This window comes from Streptomyces sp. SCA2-17 (genome assembly GCF_044336695.1).
Genome location: NZ_CP117521.1, coordinates 1,179,557 through 1,199,085 on the forward strand (window position 1 = coordinate 1,179,557; position 19,529 = coordinate 1,199,085).

Annotated in this window: 18 protein-coding genes and 1 riboswitch; of the genes, 12 read left to right on the top strand and 6 right to left on the bottom strand. The window is 74.9% G+C overall.

The genetic code is table 11. The features are described 5' to 3' along the window. Positions 1–10: 10 nt before the first annotated feature. The 3 genes from PS271_RS05255 to PS271_RS05265 form a co-directional block, all read right to left on the bottom strand. A complete protein-coding gene (locus tag PS271_RS05255) occupies positions 11–232 on the bottom strand; it encodes a helix-turn-helix domain-containing protein (RefSeq protein WP_030366669.1) in 222 nt (73 codons plus the stop codon). Between the two features lie 469 nt (positions 233–701). Beyond that, the gene (locus PS271_RS05260; protein WP_030366668.1) at positions 702–2,300 is read right to left on the bottom strand and encodes an ABC-F family ATP-binding cassette domain-containing protein; all 1,599 of its coding nucleotides are present in this window, start codon (positions 2,298–2,300) and stop codon (positions 702–704) included. A 207-nt stretch (positions 2,301–2,507) separates the two neighbouring features. Next, positions 2,508–3,170 (bottom strand): hypothetical protein, encoded by a 663-nt coding sequence (locus tag PS271_RS05265; RefSeq protein ID WP_398380495.1) that lies wholly within the window; start codon positions 3,168–3,170, stop codon positions 2,508–2,510. A 141-nt stretch (positions 3,171–3,311) separates the two neighbouring features. Between PS271_RS05265 and ypfJ the strand changes: the two genes are divergently transcribed. Together ypfJ and PS271_RS05275 are read left to right on the top strand one after the other, a co-directional pair. Then, positions 3,312–4,199, top strand: a complete 888-nt coding sequence (ypfJ, locus tag PS271_RS05270; RefSeq protein WP_398380497.1) for a KPN_02809 family neutral zinc metallopeptidase — start codon at positions 3,312–3,314, stop codon at positions 4,197–4,199. A 44-nt stretch (positions 4,200–4,243) separates the two neighbouring features. Beyond that, positions 4,244–4,645 carry a VOC family protein gene (locus tag PS271_RS05275; protein ID WP_398380499.1) on the top strand — a complete coding sequence of 134 codons (402 nt, stop codon included), beginning with the start codon at positions 4,244–4,246 and terminating at the stop codon, positions 4,643–4,645. Positions 4,646–4,684: 39 nt separating this feature from the next. Here the strand turns inward: PS271_RS05275 and PS271_RS05280 are convergent, their stop codons facing one another. The 3 genes from PS271_RS05280 to PS271_RS05290 form a co-directional block, all read right to left on the bottom strand. Further along, the gene (locus PS271_RS05280; RefSeq protein ID WP_398380501.1) at positions 4,685–6,097 is read right to left on the bottom strand and encodes a hypothetical protein; all 1,413 of its coding nucleotides are present in this window, start codon (positions 6,095–6,097) and stop codon (positions 4,685–4,687) included. A gap of 111 nt (positions 6,098–6,208) precedes the next feature. Then, positions 6,209–7,336, bottom strand: coding sequence for an alpha/beta hydrolase (locus PS271_RS05285; protein WP_398380503.1), 1,128 nt, complete (start codon positions 7,334–7,336; stop codon positions 6,209–6,211). 82 nt (positions 7,337–7,418) lie between these two features. Continuing rightward, positions 7,419–8,072, bottom strand: a complete 654-nt coding sequence (locus tag PS271_RS05290) for a class II aldolase/adducin family protein (protein WP_398380505.1) — start codon at positions 8,070–8,072, stop codon at positions 7,419–7,421. A gap of 134 nt (positions 8,073–8,206) precedes the next feature. On the opposite strand from PS271_RS05290, the gene PS271_RS05295 reads away from it, so the two are divergent. The 10 genes from PS271_RS05295 (at position 8,207) to PS271_RS05340 (ending at position 19,476) form a co-directional block, all read left to right on the top strand. Continuing rightward, positions 8,207–9,451 (top strand): inorganic phosphate transporter, encoded by a 1,245-nt coding sequence (locus PS271_RS05295; protein WP_398380507.1) that lies wholly within the window; start codon positions 8,207–8,209, stop codon positions 9,449–9,451. A 19-nt stretch (positions 9,452–9,470) separates the two neighbouring features. After that, positions 9,471–9,704 (top strand): hypothetical protein, encoded by a 234-nt coding sequence (locus tag PS271_RS05300; protein ID WP_398380509.1) that lies wholly within the window; start codon positions 9,471–9,473, stop codon positions 9,702–9,704. Positions 9,705–9,886: 182 nt separating this feature from the next. After that, positions 9,887–10,007, top strand: a riboswitch (cobalamin riboswitch). A gap of 128 nt (positions 10,008–10,135) precedes the next feature. Further along, positions 10,136–11,101, top strand: a complete 966-nt coding sequence (locus PS271_RS05305; protein WP_398380511.1) for a cobalamin biosynthesis protein — start codon at positions 10,136–10,138, stop codon at positions 11,099–11,101. A 29-nt stretch (positions 11,102–11,130) separates the two neighbouring features. Further along, positions 11,131–12,792: a cobyric acid synthase gene (locus PS271_RS05310; RefSeq protein ID WP_398386686.1), complete on the top strand. Its 1,662-nt coding sequence runs from the start codon at positions 11,131–11,133 to the stop codon at positions 12,790–12,792. Continuing rightward, positions 12,792–14,879: a putative cobaltochelatase gene (locus tag PS271_RS05315; RefSeq protein WP_398380513.1), complete on the top strand. Its 2,088-nt coding sequence runs from the start codon at positions 12,792–12,794 to the stop codon at positions 14,877–14,879. Before PS271_RS05310 ends, PS271_RS05315 begins: the two co-directional genes overlap by 1 nt. Continuing rightward, positions 14,879–15,487, top strand: a complete 609-nt coding sequence (gene cobO / locus PS271_RS05320) for a cob(I)yrinic acid a,c-diamide adenosyltransferase (RefSeq protein WP_120754090.1) — start codon at positions 14,879–14,881, stop codon at positions 15,485–15,487. Before PS271_RS05315 ends, cobO begins: the two co-directional genes overlap by 1 nt. After that, a complete protein-coding gene (locus PS271_RS05325) occupies positions 15,484–16,890 on the top strand; it encodes a cobyrinic acid a,c-diamide synthase CobB (protein WP_398380516.1) in 1,407 nt (468 codons plus the stop codon). The genes cobO and PS271_RS05325 overlap by 4 nt, the downstream gene beginning before the upstream one ends. Then, positions 16,890–17,291, top strand: a complete 402-nt coding sequence (locus PS271_RS05330; protein ID WP_398380518.1) for a cobalamin biosynthesis protein — start codon at positions 16,890–16,892, stop codon at positions 17,289–17,291. The genes PS271_RS05325 and PS271_RS05330 overlap by 1 nt, the downstream gene beginning before the upstream one ends. Positions 17,292–17,391: 100 nt before the next feature. Next, on the top strand, positions 17,392–18,444 hold the full coding sequence (gene cobC, locus PS271_RS05335; RefSeq protein WP_398380520.1) for an Rv2231c family histidinol phosphate aminotransferase CobC: 1,053 nt from the start codon (positions 17,392–17,394) through the stop codon (positions 18,442–18,444). Positions 18,445–18,489: 45 nt separating this feature from the next. Continuing rightward, positions 18,490–19,476, top strand: coding sequence for a bile acid:sodium symporter family protein (locus tag PS271_RS05340; RefSeq protein WP_398380522.1), 987 nt, complete (start codon positions 18,490–18,492; stop codon positions 19,474–19,476). The last annotated feature ends 53 nt before the right edge of the window (positions 19,477–19,529 follow it).

The window sequence follows — 19,529 nt, forward strand, 5'->3', positions numbered from 1 at the left end:
TGCGCGGGCGTCAGGCCGAGGCGGCCTTCTTGCCGCGCGTCGCTCCGCCGCGACCCCGGAGGATCACGCCGGATTCACTGAGCATCCGGTGTACGAAGCCGTAGGAGCGGCCGGTCTCTTCGGCCAGCGCCCTGATGCTCGCACCGGAGTCGTACTTCTTCTTCAGGTCTGCCGCGAGCTTCTCGCGCGCGGCGCCGGTTACCCGGCTGCCCTTCTTCAGAGTCTCGGCCACCCGTGCCTCCTCATGGGAGATGCGCCTCTTGACTCTCATGATCACCCCTATACGGCCTCCTGGCCACCCATTCGACAAGGTCCATGAGAAGTCCGGGGCCCTCGGAGGCCCGGATTTCCGGCGTTCACAGGCCTCGGAGCAGGTAATTCCGAACGATCACGCTCGTACGGCCGTACGGGTGGCGCGGCGAAGGAGCAGGTCAGACGGGGCACTCCCGGCCGGTGGTGCGAACGCCCCGGCGCATGACACGGGTCGTGCGCCGGGGCGGCGGGTGACAGCGAGGTACGAGCCGCTCTCACTCAGATGATGGATCACCCGTCGGCCGAATGATCGGGACGGCACCGATCACGCCGTCACGGAGCGCTACGGAGCGCCCGGGCCCGGGGCAGGGCTCGGGCGGGCAGCCGCGGGGAAGGCCGCGGGAAGCCGTGCGAAGCGGCGGAAGGACGACGGCCGTCACGGCCCCGGATCAGGCGAGCGTGACCAGGTCCGCGTAGTCCGGGCCCCAGAGGTCCTCGACGCCGTCCGGCAGCAGGATGATGCGCTCGGGTTCGAGGGCCTCGACCGCGCCCTCGTCGTGGGTGACGAGGATGACCGCGCCCTTGTAGGTGCGCAGGGCGCCGAGGATCTCCTCGCGGCTGGCGGGGTCGAGGTTGTTGGTGGGCTCGTCGAGGAGCAGCACGTTGGCGGACGAGACGACCAGGGTCGCCAGCGCGAGCCGGGTCTTCTCACCGCCGGAGAGCACGCCGGCCGGCTTGTCGACGTCGTCGCCGGAGAAGAGGAACGAACCGAGCGTCTTGCGGACCTCGACGAGGTCCAGGTCGGGCGCGGAGGACCGCATGTTCTCCAGGACGGTGCGCTCGGGGTCGAGCGTCTCGTGCTCCTGGGCGTAGTAGCCCATCTTCAGGCCGTGGCCCTCGATGACCTGCCCGGTGTCGGGCTTCTCGGCGCCCGCGAGCAGGCGCAGCAGCGTGGTCTTGCCGGCGCCGTTGAGGCCGAGGATGACGACGCGGGAGCCCTTGTCGATGGCCAGGTCGACGTCGGTGAAGATCTCGAGCGAGCCGTAGGACTTGGAGAGGCCCTCCGCCATCAGCGGGGTCTTGCCGCACGGCGCGGGGTCGGGGAAGCGGAGCTTGGCGACCTTGTCGGAGACCCGTACCGCTTCGAGGCCGGACAGCAGGCGCTCGGCGCGCTTGGCCATGTTCTGCGCGGCGACGGTCTTGGTGGCCTTGGCGCGCATCTTGTCGGCCTGCGAGTTGAGGGCCGCGGCCTTCTTCTCGGCGTTCTGGCGCTCGCGCTTGCGGCGCTTCTCGTCGGCCTCGCGCTGCTGCTGGTAGAGCTTCCAGCCCATGTTGTAGACGTCGATCTGCGAGCGGTTCGCGTCCAGGTAGAAGACCTTGTTGACGACGGTCTCGACGAGGTCGACGTCGTGGGAGATCACGATGAAGCCGCCGCGGTACGTCTTGAGGTAGTCGCGCAGCCAGACGATCGAGTCGGCGTCGAGGTGGTTGGTCGGCTCGTCGAGGAGCAGGGTGTCGGCGTCGGAGAAGAGGATCCGGGCGAGCTCGACGCGGCGGCGCTGACCGCCGGAGAGGGTGTGCAGCGGCTGGCCGAGCACCCGGTCGGGCAGGCTGAGCGCGGCGGCGATGGTGGCGGCTTCCGACTCGGCGGCGTAGCCGCCCTTGGTCAGGAACTCCGTCTCCAGGCGCTCGTACTTCTTCATCGCCTTCTCGCGGGTGGCGCCCTTGCCGTTGGCCATCCGGTCCTCGTTCTCGCGCATCTTGCGCAGGACCTCGTCCAGGCCGCGGGCGGAGAGGATGCGGTCGCGGGCGAGGACGTCGAGGTCGCCGGTGCGGGGGTCCTGGGGGAGGTAGCCGACCTCGCCGGAGCGGGAGATCGTGCCGCCCGCGGGCATGCCCTCGCCGGCGAGGCACTTGGTGAGGGTGGTCTTGCCGGCGCCGTTGCGGCCGACGAGGCCGATGCGGTCGCCCTTGGCGATGCGGAAGGAGGCGTTCTCGATGAGGATGCGGGCGCCGGCGCGCAGCTCGATGCCGGAAGCGGTGATCACGGGATTACTCCAGGGCGGGATGGACGGCGGTGGGGACGGGAGTCATCTCGGCCGCGGGGCCCCTGCGGGGCGGCGGCCGGCGCCGTCTAATGCACGAGGAGGAATGCCATACCCATCAGTCTAACGGTGATCCGCGAGGACGTTTGAGCTCCGCCGGGTCCGGACCGGCACCGCCGGTCCGGCGGTGCCGTACGCCGCTCCGGAGGGCTACGCGAACGGCGACGTCGCCGAGATGGCGGCGATTCCGGTCGTCCAGGGCGTTCCGGGGGCGCAACGGCGGGCGATCAGGAGGAAGCCCGCGTGGTGGGCCGTGCGGGCCGGGTCGAAGGCGCAGCCGGGGCCCGCCTCGCGGTGCCAGCGGAGGTCGCCGTCGGCGGGCCCGTAGGCGGTGACCAGCCGCGGGGTGACGACGGCCACCGCGCCCGGCGGCGTGCCGAGCAGGTGGAGGGCGCCGCGGGCGGCCCGCCCGGCGGCGCCCGGGACGCCGCGGTGCCAGACGGAGAGCGCGCCGCCGCGCAGGGCGGTGCCGGTGACGAGCCCGTCGTCCCAGAGGGCGACGGCCCCGCCGCGGGCGGGGCGGGCGGTCTGGAGCGGGTGGTGGCCGTCACGGGCGTACGTCCAGCGGCGGGCGCCCGTGCCGGGGTCGTACGCCTCCAGCCCGCCCCGCACGACCCGCACCCGGGGCGCGCTCGCGGGCCGTGCGACGCGCGCGGCGGCGTGCAGGGTGAGCCGGTCGCCGAACGGGGCGTGCCGCCCGCGGACGGCGAGGGCGGCCAGCGGCGGAGTCAGGAGCAGCACCGCGAGGAGGAGCGCGAGGGAGGCCCGGAAGGGAGTGCGGTGCCCGTCGTGCACCGTGTCCGCCGTCGCCATGAGGGCACTCCTTCCGTACCGTTTGTCCTGGATATCCGGGCGCCGCCGGCCGGCCTCGCCGACACGCCGGACCGGACGCCCGAGCAATAGCGACATACGGGGCGATTCACCGATACTCAGGGGTGGGAAGGCGGTGGGCGCATGCAGTTCGACGACGACGCCGGACTGGACACCTCCCAGGTCCAGGACGAGCGCGGCGGCCGGATCCCGGGCGGCGGGGTGACGATCGGCGGCGGCATCGTCGGCCTGATCGCCCTGGTCCTGGGGCTGTTCTTCGGCATCGGCCCGCAGGAGCTCGGCCTGACCTCGGAACCGGCCCCCGGCGGCACGGCGAGCAGCGACGCGCAGGTCAACCAGCACTGCCGGACGGGCCGCGACGCCAACACCCGCGAGGACTGCCGGATCGTCGCCGTGGTCAACAGCGCGCAGTCGTTCTGGAGCCAGGAGTTCGCCCGCCGCTCCGGTACGTACACGCCCGCGTCGACCGTCTTCTTCACCGGCCAGGTCCGTACGGCCTGCGGGACCGCGTCCTCGGCCGTCGGCCCGTTCTACTGCCCGGGCGACCGCAAGGTCTATCTCGACCTGGGGTTCTTCAACGAGCTGCGGACGAAGTTCGGGGCGAGCGGCGGCCCGTTCGCGGAGGCGTACGTCGTCGCGCACGAGTACGGGCACCACATCCAGAACCTGATGGGCACGCTGGGCCGCGCCCAGGACCGGCGCACGGGCGCCGAGAGCAACTCCGTCAAGGTCGAGCTCCAGGCCGACTGCTACGCGGGCGTCTGGGCCCGGCACGCGACGACCACGCCCGAGAAGTCCACCGGGCGGCCGCTGATCAGCAAGCTGACCAGGGCGGACATCGACGACGGCCTGTCCGCGGCCGCGGCCGTCGGCGACGACCGCATCCAGGAGAAGTTCCAGGGCCGGGTGACGCCGGAGAGCTGGACGCACGGCTCGGCCGCGCAGCGGCAGCAGTGGTTCAACACGGGCTACAGCACCGGGGACATGGCCCGCTGCAACACCTTCCGCTGAGCGGCGCGCCCGGCCGGCGAGCCCCCGCTAAGGAGTGACATCTGATGACTGGCACGCACACGCCGAGCATGTACCCCACGCTGCTCTACCGCGACGCGAAGGCGGCGATCAAACAGCTCACCAAGTCGTTCGGCTTCACGCAGGCCGCCCTGTACGAGAGCGAGGACGGCACGGTCCTGCACGCCGAACTCGCCTACGGCAACGGCAGGGTGATGATCGGTTCGAAGGGCCGGGTGGGGGTGTTCGCCGAGGCGATGCGGGAGAGCGGGCCGGTGGGCGTCTACGTCGTGGTCGAGGACACCGACGCGCACTTCCGGCGGGCCGAGAAGGGCGGCGTGGAGATCCTGATGCCGCCGACGGACCAGGAGTACGGCTCGCGGGACTACATGGCGCGGGACCTGGAGGGGAACGTGTGGAGCTTCGGGACGTACGTCCCGGCGGGCTGAGCCCGGCGCGGCCCGCGGGGCCGGCCGGGCTCCGGATTCCTAGGCTCCGCCCGTGTGCACCTGGAAGGCCGCCTTCCGGACAGCCTTGGCCAAGGCCGGGTCCGGATGGGCCGCCGCCAGGGCGACCAGCACCTGCACCGTGCGCGGATGCCCCACCGCCCGCACCTCCTCCAGCAGCCCCGGCACCGTGCCCTGCACCGCCGAGTCGAGGTGCCGCACGAGCAGCCGGCTCTCGCCGTGGTCGGCGACGGCCGCGGCCGTATCGACCCACAGCCAGGTGGCCTCCTCGCGGGTGAGGACCTCGGCCGCCTGCTCCGGATCCCGCCCCTCGTGCTCGGCGAGCCACAGCAGGGCGTACGGCCGCAGGCACGGCTCCTCCACGACGGCCCGGACGGCGGGCTCCGCGGCCGCGCCGACGGCCCGCAGCGCCTCGAAGGCCAGGCCCCGGACGAGGGCGTCGTCACCGCGGGCCGCGTCCAGCAGCTCGCACAGGGCGCTGCCGGCGGGGCGGGCGGCGAGCCACGCGCGGTACTCGGCGCGGGCCGGGCCCGGGGTGAGGTCGGCGCAGCCGCGCAGCATGGCCTCGGCGGACAGCTCGATGTTGCCCGCGGGGCTCTGCGCGGCGACGCAGATCTGCTCCAGCTTGACCCACACCGCCCAGTTGCCCAGCGGGGTCAGCACGGCCTCGGCCTGCGGCCCGGGGCCGCCGCGCACGACCAGGGCGCCGACGGAGGCGAGCCCTTCGAGGGCCCAGCCGAGCAGCTCCTCCAGCAGGTCGCCGTCGGTCGAGACGGACCGGGCCGCGGGGACGGGCCGGCCGCCGTAGGGGACCTCACAGCGCTCGGCGCGGATCTCGGCGACGCGCTGCTGGAGCAGGTCGAGGAGCATGGCGACGGGCACGGACCCGGCCGACAGGTGCATGACGGACAGCAGCTGGGGCGCGGCCTCGACGACCTCGGCGGCGACCGTGGCGTCGGTTCCCTCGGGCGCGGGGTGGGCCAGGGACCAGGCGTCGAAGAGGGCGACCCAGCCGCGCAGGACCGCACCGTCGTCGCGGTCCCAGGCCTGCATCCGCCAGCCGGGGCGGGCGCTGCCGCCGTGGAGCTCGACGAGCCCGGCGAGGCGGGCGCGGTCCCAGTCGGCGCGCGTCTGGTGGGGCGTCAGGCCCAGGGCCGCGGCGGCCCGCCCGGCCGTCTCCGCGGAGAGCCCGCCGGTCGTGCCGGGGCGCAGGGTGGCGCCGCGGCCTCGCTCGTCGGCCGCCCAGCGGGCCACGCGGACCGCGCCGGTGAGGCAGTCTCTGGCCTGCCGGGCCAGTTCCGCCGGGGCCGGGGTGCCGGCCGGCGGGCGGGGCGCCGGGCGGGTGCCTCGGTTGGCCACGGCCCGGCGGGCAGCGGCGATCGGCTGTCGGGGGACAAGTCTGAGCCGGGAGTCGCGCGGAGTACGGGACGTCACAGGAGCAGTCTTGCCGCTGCCGCTCCGAAAACCCAATCGGAATCAATTGTCCAGCCCTCCACCATTCACTTCCTGCCGCTGGATCAGGGCAGCTTGGAGGCTGTGGAGGCGTCACATGAAGGGGATGAGGAACCTCCGCAGCGCCTCTTCGTAACGCTCCGGGGAGGCGTTCCACATCGCGGCGTGCGGGGCGCGGCGGACGGTGTGCAGGACGATCAGATCGGGGCGGCCGGCCGCGAGTTCGCGTGACGTGTGCCACGGGGCGACGCTGTCGTCGGGGCCGTGGGCCAGGAGGGCGGGGACGGCGAGCCGGGCCGGGTCGCGGAGCCGGTCGAGCCCGTCGGGGGCCATTCCGGTCCGGCCGCGGGCGGCGTGCACGGCGAGCGGGAGGAACGGGGCGGGCACGCCGCGGCCGGCGGCCAGGGCGTGCAGGGCCGCCGGCCAGTCGAGGACCGGCGAGTCGAGGACGACGCCGCTGATGTGCGGGCGCAGCTCGGGGTCGGTGACGGCCAGCAGGGCCATGGTGGCGCCGGTGGACCAGCCGTGGAGGACGACCCGGCGGGCACCGTGGGCCAGGGCATAGCGGACGGCAGCGGCGAGATCATGCCATTCGGCGAGCCCGAAACGGCTGATTCCGTCCGGTGGGCGGGGCGCCCCGGGGTCGCCCCGGTAGGCGAGGGCGAGGACCGGCAGCCGCAGGCGGTGCAGGAACGGCATGACGACCATGGGGTGCTCGCGGGTGGCGCCGAGGCCGTGCACGGCGATCACCCAGGTGTCGCGGGCGGCGGGCAGGAACCAGGCGGGGAGCGGTCCGAACTCGCCGGGGACGGTGACGTCGGCGTGGTCGAGGCCGAGGGTGTCGCGGGGGTTCCCGGCGTGGACCTGCGGGGTGAGCCACACCCGGTCACCCGGCTCCGGGGCGCCGCGCGTGACGCGCACCAGGCGGCGGACGACGGCGTCGGCGGAGTGCGGCGCGTCCTGGACGACGGGGCCGACGACGGCGTGCAGGCCGCGCCCGGTCAGCCCGTAGGTGCCGGGGCGCAGCGAGGCCTGGTGGCGGGTGAGGGTGATGTGGTCGCCGTCGACGGAGTGGACGGCGAGGCGCGGCTGGTCCGGCGGGGGGCCGCCGGGGGCTGCGCGGAGGGCGGCGTCGGAGGCGTACCGGCCGGCCGCGAGGGCGGCTGCGCCGGCACCGATCGCTGTCGCGGCGGCCGCGGCCGCCGTCGCTCGTATGCCCATCACGTCCAGTGTGAGCGGCCGCGGCGCACCCGGCCAGTGGGCGACGGCGGCGCTCCGTACGCCCCTGGCCGGAACGCGGCGGTCAGCGCCGGGAGCCGTAGCCGCGGAGCTTCTCCGCCGCCCGGTCCGCCTGGGCGGGGGTGAGGAGGGCGGGGGCGCGGCCGGGTATGGAGGAGGCCGTGAGCCAGACGCGGCACATCCACTCCAGCTGCGCGGTGCGGTCGTAGGCCTGGTCGAGGGCGGCGCCGTAGGTGAGGGTGCCGTGGTTACGCAGGAGGCAGCCGGTGCGGCCGTCGAGGGCCTCCAGGGCGTGCGCGGCCAGCTCGTCGCTGCCGTAGAGGGCGTACGGGGCGACGCGGACCGGCCCGCCGAGGGCGCCGGACATGTAGTGGATCAGGGGCAGCTCGTCGACGAGGGTGGAGACGGCCGTGGCGTGGACGGCGTGCGTGTGCACGATCGCGGCGGCGTCCGTGGCGCGGTAGACCGCCAGGTGCAGGGGGAGCTCGCTGGTGGGGGCGAGGTCGCCGAGGAGCGGGCGGCCCTCCAGGTCGACGGCGACCGCGTCGCGCGCGGTCAGCCGGTCGTACGGGACGCCGCTCGGTGTGACGACGATCACGTCGCCGGTCCGGGCGGAGACGTTGCCCGACGTGCCCACGACGAGGCCCTCGGCGGTGGTGCGGCGGGCCGTGGCCAGGACATCGGCCCACGTCCGGCGGATCCGCTCGGTCTCCGTCATCCGTCCTCCATCCGTCTGCATCCGCTACTGCCTCCGGTTCGCGTCACTGCCGTGCCGGGATCAGTTCACCTTCCGTTCACCCAAGGTCTTTACGGTCCCCGCTGTACTGACCATCGAGCTGATTGCCTGGGTGAATGGAACACATCACGCTTCTCATCGGGATCGTGATCGTCACGGCCTTGGTGTTCGACTTTACGAACGGCTTCCACGACACGGCCAACGCCATGGCCACCACCATCTCCACCGGGGCCCTCAAGCCCAAGGTGGCAGTGGCGATGTCGGCCGTGCTGAACCTCGTCGGCGCATTCCTGTCCGTGGAGGTCGCCAAGACGATCTCCGGGGGAATCATCGATGAGAGCGCGGGCATCAGACCGGAGGTCATCTTCGCGGGCCTGGTCGGCGCGATCGTCTGGAACCTGCTGACCTGGCTCGCCGGTCTGCCCTCCAGCTCCTCGCACGCCCTCTTCGGCGGTCTCATCGGCGCGACGATCGTCTCCGTCGGCTTCGACGCGGTCAATGCCGACAAGGTCGTCATGAAGGTCCTCATCCCCGCCGTCGCCGCGCCGATCGTGGCCGGCCTCGCCGCCTGGTGCGCGACCCGGCTCACCTACCGGCTCGCCCGCGGCCGCGACGAGCGCGACACCGCCAAGGGCTACCGCGCCGGGCAGATCGCCTCGGCCGCCCTGGTCTCCCTCGCCCACGGCACCAACGACGCCCAGAAGACGATGGGCGTGATCACCCTCGCGCTCGTCGCCGGCGGCGTCGTCGCGCCGCACTCCGACCCGCCGATGTGGGTCATCGTCTCGGCCGGCCTGGCCATCGCCCTCGGCACGTACCTGGGCGGCTGGCGCATCATCCAGACCCTCGGCAAGGGCCTCACCGACATCAAGCCCGCGCAGGGCTTCGCCGCCCAGACCGGCGCCGCGACCGTGATCCTCGCCTCCTCGCACATCGGCTTCGCGCTCTCCACCACCCAGGTCTGCTCCGGCTCGATCATGGGCGCCGGCCTCGGCCGCAAGGGCGGCGTCGTGCGCTGGTCCACCGCCGGGCGCATGGTCATGGCCTGGGGCCTGACCCTGCCCGCGGCCGGCCTCGTCGCCGGCGGCGCGGCCCTCCTCGCCGACCAGGGCGACTGGGGCGTCGGCGCGGTCGCCGTCCTCGGCCTGGGCGTCTCCGCCGCGATCTGGCTGGCCTCGCGCCGCAAGCCCGTCACCCACGACGACCTGGACGCGCGCGACGCCGTCGCCGGCGCCGAGCCGGCCGGTGTCGTCACCGCGGCCCTGCAGGCCGTCGCCCCGCCGCCGGCCGGGCCCCTGGCCTCCGCGGCCTCCCCCTCCCCCGAGGCCGGGCGGGCTCCTGCCGCCGCCGCGGCGAGCTAAGGCATAAGGAAGACACAGCATGCACATCGACTGGGCAGCTCTCGGCCAGGTCTTCGGCGTCAGCCTCGTGGTGACGGTCGGCCTGGTGGGCATCTTCACCCTCGGCATCATGGGCACGGCGCCCCGCACGGGGGCCTCGGCGGACGCGGCCGCGGGTACGGGCGCGGGGGCGCTCGCGCGCTCCGGCGCGTACGCGTGCTTCGCCCTGTGCGCGGCGGCCGTGGGCTACGGCATCTACTTGATCGTGGCGTAAGCGCACGCTCCGACGACGACGGCCGGGCCCCCGAGGGGGCCCGGCCGTTCGCGTGCCCAGGGGCAATTCCGTTGCCGCGCAACAGAACTCCCGCCGGAGGCGTCCGCGTCGGGCCAGGTCAGACATGAGTTGACGGCGCCCGCGGCGCATGGTGGACTTCCGGAGCCAAACGGCGACAGCAGAGGAAGCCGGTGCGAATCCGGCGCGGTCCCGCCACTGTCACCGGGGAGCGTCTCCCCACACCATGGCCACGGCGGCGAGCCGGAAGGCCGGGGCGGACGCGGATCCGGGAGCCAGGAGACTCTGGTCGCCGGTCACGTCGAGCCAGGGCGCGGACCCTGAGTGAGGACACATCGTCATGCCCGGCGCCCGCCACCGAACGCCCCGCAGCACCCTCTTCCCCCGCCGAGGCGTGACGGCGGTCTGAGCCGATGCGTGCCGACCCGATCGGTTTCGCGTGCGGCGCCGCCCTCGGCTTCCTCGGTGACCGCGTCCTGGGCGACCCCCGCCGCGGCCACCCCGTCGCCGCGTTCGGCCGCGCCGCGCTCGCCGTGGAGCAGCGCCTGTGGCGCGACGACCGCGGCCGCGGCGCCCTGCACACGCTGGTGTGCGCCGGGGGCGCTGCCGCCGGCGCCGCGCTGCTGGCCCGTACCGTACGCGCCTCCCGTTCCCGTACCGCCGAGGTCGCGCTGACCGCCGCCGCCACCTGGGCCGTGCTCGGCGGCACATCGCTGGGCCGCGAGGCGCGCGCCATCGGGGGCGCGCTCGCCGCCGGTGACGTGGACGTCGCCCGCGAGCGCCTGCCGCACCTGTGCGGCCGCGACCCGCAGGCGCTGGACGGTCAGCAGATCGCCCGCGCCGTCGTGGAGTCGGTGGCCGAGAACACCTCGGACGCCGTCGTCGGCGCCCTCGTGTGGGGCGCGTTCGGCGGCGTGCCCGGCCTGGTGGCGTTCCGGGCCGTGAACACCCTGGACGCCATGGTCGGCCACAAGTCGGCCCGTTACCGCCGCTTCGGCTGGGCCTCGGCCCGCCTGGACGACGTGGCCGGCTGGCCCGGCGCCCGCCTGACCGCCGCCCTCACCGTCCTCGCGGGCCCGGACCGGCGCGGCGCCTGGCGCGTGGCCCGGCGCGACGCTTCCCGTCACCCGAGCCCCAACGCGGGCCCCGTGGAGGCGGCGTTCGCGGGGGCGCTCGGCGTGCGGCTGGGCGGCACGCTCGCGTACGCGGGCCGGGTCGAGCACCGCCCCGTCCTGGGCGCGGAGAACCGCCCCGTGCGGACGGACGACATCGAGCGCGCGGTACGCCTCTCGCGCCGCGTGTCGCTGCTGGCCCTGGGGACGGCGGTGGCGGCCCGCACAGTGGGCAGCCTGTTGACGACGGCAAGGAGGAACCGGTGACGGCTGACAGGAGCGGGCCCGGGGGCCCGCTGGGCGGGGGCCTGCTGGTGGCCGGCACCACCTCGGACGCGGGCAAGAGCGTGGTGACGGCCGGCATCTGCCGCTGGCTGGTCCGCAAGGGCGTCAAGGTCGCGCCGTTCAAGGCGCAGAACATGTCGCTCAACTCGTTCGTGACGCGCGAGGGCGCGGAGATAGGCCGCGCGCAGGCCATGCAGGCGGCCGCGGCCCGCGTGGAGCCGAGCGCGCTCATGAACCCCGTCCTGCTGAAGCCCGGCGGGGACCGCAGCAGCCAGGTCGTCCTGATGGGCAAGCCGGTCGGCGAGCTGAGTGCCCGCGGCTACCACGCGGGCCGCCAGGAGCAGTTGTTCGGCACGGTGACCGAGTGCCTGGAGGAGCTGCGGCGCACGCACGACGCGGTGATCTGCGAGGGCGCGGGCAGCCCGGCCGAGATCAACCTGCGGCGCAGCGACATCGTCAACATGGGCATCGCCCGGGCGGCCCGGCTGCCCGTGGTCGTGGTGGGCGACATCGACCGCGGCGGGGTCTTCGCGTCGTTCTTCGGCACGACGGCGCTGCTGTCGCCGGAGGACCAGGAGCTGATAGCGGGTTACGTCGTCAACAAGTTCCGGGGCGACGTGACGCTGCTGGAGCCGGGCCTGGACATGCTGTACGAGCTGACGGGCCGGCGGACGTTCGGCGTCCTGCCGTTCGCGCACGGCCTCGGCATCGACGAGGAGGACGGCCTGCGGGTCTCCCTGCGGGGCGCGGTGCGCGAGTCGGTGGTGGCGCCGCCGCACGGGGCGGACGTGCTGCGGGTCGCGGTGTGCGCGGTGCCGCTGATGTCGAACTTCACGGACGTGGACGCGCTGGCGGCCGAGCCGGGCGTGGTCGTGCGCTTCGTCGACCGCGCGGAGGAGCTCGCGGACGCCGACCTGGTGGTCGTGCCGGGCACGCGCGGCACGGTGCGCGCGCTGGCGTGGCTGCGCGAGCGCGGCCTCGCGGACGCGCTCGCGCGGCGCGCGGCGGAGGGCCGCCCGGTGCTGGGCATCTGCGGCGGCTTCCAGGTGCTGGGCGAGCGCATCGAGGACGAGGTCGAGTCGAAGGCGGGCACGGTCGAGGGGCTGGGCCTGCTGCCGGTGCGCATCCGCTTCGCCGCGGAGAAGACCCTGGCGAGACCGGTGGGCACGGCCCTGGGCGAGCCCGTGGAGGGCTACGAGATCCACCACGGCGTGGCGGACGTGCGGGGCGGGGACGAACCGTTCCTGGACGGCTGCCGGGTGGGCTCGGTGTGGGGCACGCACTGGCACGGCTCCCTGGAGAGCGACGGCTTCCGCCGGGCGTTCCTGCGGCGCGTCGCGGAGGCGGCGGGGAGGGCGTTCGTCCCGGCCCCGGACACGTCGTTCGCGGCGCTGCGCGAGGAACAGCTGGACCGGCTGGGCGACCTGATCGAGGAACACGCGGACACGGACGCGCTGCTGCGGCTGATCGAGGACGGGGTGCCCAGCGGTCTACGGTTCATACCGCCGGGGGCCCCACCTCCGCCTGCGCAGAGAGAACAGAGCCCGGACCGTCGTCGTCTTGGCAGTCCCCGGCTCACCCCCGCTCGCGCGGGGCACGGCAACACTCTGCCGGGTCCAGCGGCCACCGAAGTTCCCAGCCGGATCGATTCCCTCGAAGGGGGTACCACCTGATGGCCTCGGCCACCTACCCGTTCACCGCGATCGTCGGCATGGACGACATGCGGCTGGGCCTGCTGCTCAACGCCATCTCGCCGTCCATCGGCGGAGTGCTCGTACGGGGCGAGAAAGGTACGGCCAAGACGACCGCCGTCCGCAGCCTGGCCACGCTGCTGCCCGACGTCGTGGCAGTCCCCGACTGCCGCTTCTCCTGCGACCCCGCCGCCCCGGACCCCTCGTGCCCCGACGGCCCGCACGAGGGCGGGCCGAGCGCCTCCCGGCCCGCCCGCATGGTCGAGCTGCCCGTCGGCGCGTCCGAGGACCGGCTCGTCGGGGCGCTCGACATCGAGCGGGCGCTGGGCGAGGGCGTGAAGGCGTTCGAGCCGGGCCTGCTGGCCGCCGCGCACCGGGGCGTCCTCTACGTCGACGAGGTCAATCTCCTCGGGGACCACCTGGTCGACTCGCTGCTCGACGCGGCGGCCACCGGCTCCTCCTCCGTCGAGCGTGAGGGAGTGTCGGTCCGTCACGCGTCCCGCTTCCTGCTCGTCGGCACCATGAACCCCGAAGAGGGCGAGCTCCGCCCCCAGCTCCTCGACCGCTTCGGCCTGACCGTCGAGGTCGCGGCCTCGCGCGAGCCCGACGAGCGCGTCGAGGTCGTACGCCGCCGCCTCGCCTACGACGAGGACCCGGCCGCGTTCGCCGCCAAGTGGGCGGCGGAGGAGGACGGGCTGCGCGAGCGCATCGCCGCCGCGCGGGCGCTGCTGCCGGACGTGCGGCTGGGTGACGGCGCGCTGCGCCGCATCGCCGCCGTGTGCGCCGGGTTCGAGGTGGACGGCATGCGCGCCGACATCGTCACCGCGCGGACGGCGACGGCGCTGGCCGCGTGGGCGGGCCGTACGGACGTGACGACGGCGGACGTCCGGCAGGCAGCGCTGCTGTCGCTGCCGCACCGGCGCCGGCGCAACCCCTTCGACGCCCCGGGCCTGGACGAGGACAAGCTCGACGAGATCCTCAACAGCTTCGAGGACGAGGAGCCGGACCCCGAGCCGGGCCCGGAGCCGGAAGGCCCGGACGACGACGGCCCCGGCGGTCCCGACGGCGGCGGGCAGCAGCCCCCGCAGGACGGCCCGGCCGCTGACGGCGCGCCCGACGTGCCGCAGCAGCGGCAGGAGCCCGCCGAGACCGGGGCCGACTCCGGCCCCGCCTCCCGGGAGACCCCGGACGCCCCTGAGAGCGCGCCCGCGGCCGGAGAAGCCCCCGAGGCCCCCGCCGTGGCCGCCTCCGCCCCCTTCCGGACCCGCCGGTTCGACGTCCCCGGTCTCGGCGAGGGCGCCGACGGCCGCCGCTCGCGGGCCCGTACGGCGCACGGCCGGACGACCGGTTCCCGCCGTCCCCGCGGCGCCCTGTCCCGCCTGCACCTGGCCGCGACGGTGCAGGCGGCCGCGCCGCACCAGCGGGCGCGCGGCCGCAGCGGCCCCGGCCTGGTCGTGCGCCGCGACGACCTGCGGGAGGCGGTGCGCGAGGGCCGCGAGGGCAATCTCGTGCTGTTCGTCGTGGACGCCTCCGGCTCCATGGCGGCCCGGAAGCGGATGAGCGCCGTGAAGGGCGCGGTGCTGTCGCTGCTGCTGGACGCGTACCAGCGCCGCGACAAGATCGGGATGATCACGTTCCGCGGCGCGGGCGCCGAGGTGGCGCTGCCGCCGACCTCGTCGGTGGACGCCGGCGCGGCCCGGCTGGAGAAGCTGCCGACGGGCGGCCGCACGCCGCTCGCGGCGGGCCTGCTGCGGGCGCACGACGTCCTGCGGGTGGAGCGGCTGCGCGACCCGTCGCGGCGGCCGCTGGTGGTCGTGGTCACCGACGGGCGGGCGACGGGCGGCCCCGAGCCGCTGGCACGGGCGGCGCGCGCGGCGCGGCTGCTGGCCGGCGAGGGCACGGCGTCGGTGGTCGTGGACTGCGAGCAGGGGCCGGTGCGGCTCGGGCTCGCCGCCGAGCTGGGCCGCGAGCTGCGCGGCCCGGTCGTGACGCTGGACGAGCTGCGCGCGGACAGCATCTCCGCGCTCGTACACACCGTACGGACCACTCACACCAGGAGGGCCGCGTAATGCCCAAGGGGCAGCCGACCACCGTTCCCGACGACGGCCTCACGACGCGCCAGCGCCGCAACCGGCCGCTCGTCTTCGTCCACACCGGCATCGGCAAGGGCAAGTCGACGGCGGCGTTCGGCCTGGCGCTGCGGGCCTGGAACCAGGGCTGGCCGATCGGGGTGTTCCAGTTCGTGAAGTCGGCGAAGTGGAAGGTCGGCGAGGAGAACGCCCTGCGGGTGCTCGGTGCGTCGGGCGAAGGCGGCAGCGTCGACTGGCACAAGATGGGCGAGGGCTGGTCGTGGATCCAGCGCGACGCCAAAGAGGGCGAACTCTCGAACGAGGAGAAGGCGCGCGAGGGCTGGGAGCAGGTCAAGCGCGACCTGGCGGCCGAGCGGTACAAGCTGTACGTGCTGGACGAGTTCGCCTACCCCCTGCACTGGGGGTGGATCGACACGGACGAGGTGGTCGAGGTGCTGCGCAACCGCCCCGGCACTCAGCACGTGGTCATCACGGGCCGCAACGCCCCGGAGAAGCTGGTCGAGTTCGCGGACCTGGTGACGGACATGTCGAAGGTGAAGCACCCGATGGACACCGGCCAGAAGGGCCAGCGGGGCATCGAGTGGTGAGTACGCGCATCCCCCGCCTGGTCATCGCCGCGCCGGCCTCCGGCAGCGGCAAGACCACGGTGGCCACCGGCCTGATGCGGGCCTTCACGGACGCGGGCCTCGCCGTGTCCCCGCACAAGGTCGGCCCGGACTACATCGACCCCGGCTACCACGCGCTGGCGACGGGGCGGCCCGGCCGCAACCTCGACGCGTACATGTGCGGCCCCGAGCGGATCGCCCCGCTGTTCCTGCACGGGGCAGCGGGCTGCGACGTCGCGGTGGTCGAGGGCGTGATGGGCCTGTACGACGGGGCGAGCGGGCAGGGCGAGCTGGCGTCGACGGCGCACGTGGCGAAGCTGCTGAAGGCGCCGGTCGTGCTGGTCGTCGACGCGTCGTCGCAGTCGCGTTCGGTGGCCGCGCTGGTGCACGGCTTCGCGTCCTGGGACCCGGAGGTACGGGTCGCGGGCGTCATCCTCAACAAGGTCGGCTCGGACCGCCACGAGGCCCTGCTGCGGGAGGCCCTGACGGAGTCGGGGGTCCCGGTGCTGGGGGCGGTGCGGCGGGTCGAGCAGGTGCACACGCCGTCCCGGCACCTGGGCCTGGTCCCGGTGGCGGAGCGCAGCACCGAGGCGACGGACGCGGTGGCGGCCCAGGCGGCCCAGGTCAGAGAGGGCTGCGACCTGGAGGGCCTGCTGGCGCTGGCGCGCACGGCACCACCGCTCACGGCGGAGCCGTGGGATCCCGCTGGTTTGTGGGCAGGCGTTCCGCAAGGCGGAACGGGTGGGCACAAACCACCCACCAAGCCGCACCCGAAAAGCGCACCGATCATCGCCGTAGCCGGCGGTGCCGCGTTCACCTTCTCGTACACGGAACACACAGAACTGCTCCGGGCCGCCGGCGCGGAGGTCGTCCCCTTCGACCCCCTCCGCGACGAGTCCCTCCCGGAAAGAACCGCCGCCCTCGTCATAGGCGGCGGATTCCCCGAGGTCTACGCCCCGGAACTCTCCGCGAACGAACCCCTCCGCAAGGCGGTCGCCGCCCTCGCGGCAACCGGCGCCCCGGTCGTCGCCGAGTGCGCGGGCCTGCTGTACCTGTCGCGCTCGCTGGACGGCAAGCCGATGTGCGGCGTGCTGCCCGCGGAGGCGCGGATGTCCGGCCGCCTCACCCTCGGCTACCGCGAGGCCGTGGCGATCGCGGACAACCCGCTGGCGCAGGCGGGCACCCGCGTCCGGGGCCACGAGTTCCACCGCACGGTGACGGAGCCGGGCGCGGGCGGGACCCCGGCGTGGGGCTTCACGCACCCGGAGCGCCGAACGGAGGGCTTCGTGCTCGGCGGAGTCCACGCCTCGTACCTGCACGTGCACTGGGCGGGCGCCCCCGGCGCGGCCGCCCGGCTCGTGGCGGGCGCCGCCGCCCGCGGGTGATGCCGGTGGCCGCCGTCTACGTGGGCGTGGGCGCCCGGCGCGGCGTGCCGGCCGCGGAGGTGCTGGAGCTGATCGAGCAGACGCTTGCGGAAGCGGGGGCGGGGGCGGGGGCGGCCGGGCCGCGGCCGTCCGCGCTGGTGACGGTGGAGGCGAAGGCGGACGAGCCCGGCCTGCTGGCGGCGGCCGCCCGGCTGGGGGTGCCGCTGCGGTCCTACGGGGCGGACGCCCTGTCACAGGTCGCCGTGCCGGCGGGTTCGTCGGCCGCCGCCCTGGCCGCCGTGGGCACGCCCGCGGTGGCGGAGGCGGCGGCGCTGCTGGCGGCCGGGCCGGGCGCCGTACTGGCCGTGGGGAAGCGGAAGTCCGCGCGGGCGACGTGCGCGGTCGCGTACGGACCCGCTTGACGGCCGTTCGGTGGCCGTCAGTACCGTTTCGGGGTGGGCCGCACGCGCCCGCCGACGACGATCCGGCACTGAGAAACTGAGAAGAAGGCGGCCCGCGGCCATGCACACTCCCAGCGAACCCGACCTGCGCCACCACGGTGACGCCGAAGTGCGGGGTGCCGGCGCGGAGCTGACGGACCTCGCGGTGAACGTACGGGCGGGCACTCCGCCGGTGTGGCTGCGGGAGCGCATCGCCGCGTCGCTGGACGGGCTCGCCGCGTACCCGGACGGGCGGGCCGCGCGGCGCGCGGTGGCGGCGCGGCACGGGCTGCCGGAGGAGCGGGTGCTGCTGACGGCGGGCGCGGCGGAGGCGTTCGTGCTCCTGGCGCGGGCGCTGCGGGTGCGGCGGCCGGTCGTCGTGCACCCGCAGTTCACGGAGCCGGAGGCGGCGCTGCGGGACGCGGGGCACCAAGTGGAGCGGGTGCTGCTCGACGAGGCGGACGGCTTCCGGCTGGACCCGCGCGCGGTGCCGGGGGACGCGGACCTGGTCGTCGTCGGCAATCCGACGAACCCGACGTCCGTGCTGCACCCGGCGCGGGACCTGGCGCGGCTCGCCCGGCCGGGGCGGACGCTCGTCGTGGACGAGGCGTTCATGGACGCGGTGCCGGGCGAGGCGGAGTCCCTGGCCTCGGTCACGGACCTGCCGGGGCTGGTCGTGCTGCGCAGCCTCACCAAGACGTGGGGGCTGGCGGGTCTGCGCATCGGCTACGTCCTCGCGTCGCCCGGGACCATAGCCCGGCTGGAGCGCGCGCAGCCGCTGTGGCCGGTGTCGTCGCCGGCGCTGGCGGCGGCGGAGGCGTGCAGTGCCGCCCCGGCGCTCGCGGAGGCCGAGGACGCGGCGGGGCGGCTCGCGGAGGACCGGACGTATCTGGCGGCCGCGGTGGGCCAGTTCGAGGGGGTCCGGGTGCACGGGCCGGCGGCCGGGCCGTTCCTGCTGATCCGGGTACGGGGCGGCGCGGCCGTACGGGGCAGGCTGCGGGGGCTGGGGTTCGCGGTGCGGCGCGGCGACACGTTTCCGGGGCTGGGGCCGGACTATCTGCGCCTCGCGGTCCGGGACCGCGCGACGACGGACCGCTTCGCGGAGGCGCTGGGCAAGGCGCTCGCCGAGGGGTGAGACCGGCTCTGGCCGAGGGGCGGAGTGATCGCTAAGGTCCGCCGTATGTCGACCCCGAGAACGCGTATACGCCCGGCAGCAGCCTCGGCCTCACCCTCGTCCTCAGCCGACCGGACGGCGCGGCTGGCCGTCACCGTCTTCCCGCTGCTCGTCGTCGCGGCCGGGGCGCTGGGGCTGGCCGCGCCGTCGCACTTCACCGGCTGGGCGCCGGCCGTGCCGTACCTGCTGGGCGTCGTGATGTTCACGATGGGCCTCACCCTGACCGGTGACGACTTCCGCGCGGTCGCCAAGCGGCCCTGGGCGGTCGGGCTCGGCCTCGTCGCCCACTACGTGATCATGCCGGGGCTGGGCTGGCTCATCGCCACGGCGCTGGGGCTGCCGCCGCAGCTGGCGGCCGGGGTGATCCTGGTCGGCTGCGCGCCGAGCGGGACGGCGTCGAACGTGGTCACGTACCTGGCGCGCGGGGACGTCGCTCTGTCGGTGTCCGTCGCGACCGTCTCGACGCTCGTCGCGCCGCTGGTCACACCGCCGTTGACGCTGCTGCTGGCGGGCCGGTTCCTGGACGTGGACGCGGGCGCGATGTTCACCGACATCCTCAAGACCGTGCTCGTGCCGGTGGTCGGCGGGGCGCTGGTGCGGATGGCTGCGGGGCGGCGAATCGCCAGGGTGCTGGGTGTTCTGCCGTCGTTGTCGGCGCTGACGATCGCCGTGCTCGTCCTGATCGTGGTGTCGGGCAGCGCGGCGCGCATCAAGGACGCGGCGGCGCTCGTCCTCCTCGCCGTCGTCCTCCACAACGGGCTCGGCCTGGCCCTGGGCTACGCGGCGGGCCGCGCGGCCCGCCTGGGCGGCCCGTCGAGCCGCGCGATGGCCTTCGAGGTCGGCATGCAGAACTCGGGCCTGGCGGCGTCCCTGGCCACGGCCCACTTCAGCCCCGCGGCGGCCCTCCCGGCGGCGGTCTTCTCGGTGTGGCACAACGTGTCGGGGTCGGTGGTGGCAGCGTGGATGTCGAGGCGCCCGAGCCACCGGACGTAACCGGCGGTGCCGAGCAGACCCGAGGCGGGTTCGGCACCGCCGGACGCCACCGT